The following is a 455-nucleotide window of genomic DNA, read 5'->3' on the forward strand; positions in this document are numbered from 1 at the left end:
ATGTATTGGTTCTTTCATATTCTGAAATATTGACACGTGATCCTGTTGTACCAATATTGTCTGATTTCGATTCGCCTTCTACCAAATCCTGAAATACGTGAAAATCAATATAATTAAATAATATGTCAAAAAATGGATTTGACGCAGTGGATCCTTTAGGCTCTTTAGTAATTGAAGAAATTTCCAGGAGACTTAACGTTTCATGATTTTTCAGTTCAATTAGCTTTTTATGGACATCCATTATAAAATCAGCGCATTGTAGATTCCCATCTACCTCAAATTTTAATGGAATTGTATTTAAAAAACAACCTAGCACCTTATCACCATCTTCCGTATTGGGTCTCGTATTGGTGACAAGGCCTGTTACTATTTCAGAAGTGTTGTTTAATATTTTGAGCAGGTATAAATATGCACTGAGCGATATAACTTTTACGGTTGTATTTAAAGTCCTGGCA

1 protein-coding gene is annotated in these 455 nt (G+C 33.4%); it reads right to left on the reverse strand.

From position 1 onward, the window contains the following. The coding region (locus A4R26_RS14300) for a condensation domain-containing protein (protein WP_133054669.1) at positions 1-455 on the reverse strand (455 nt) is incomplete at both ends.

Source organism: Niastella populi (assembly GCF_002078015.1).
Classification (GTDB): Bacteria; Bacteroidota; Bacteroidia; order Chitinophagales; family Chitinophagaceae; genus Niastella; species Niastella populi.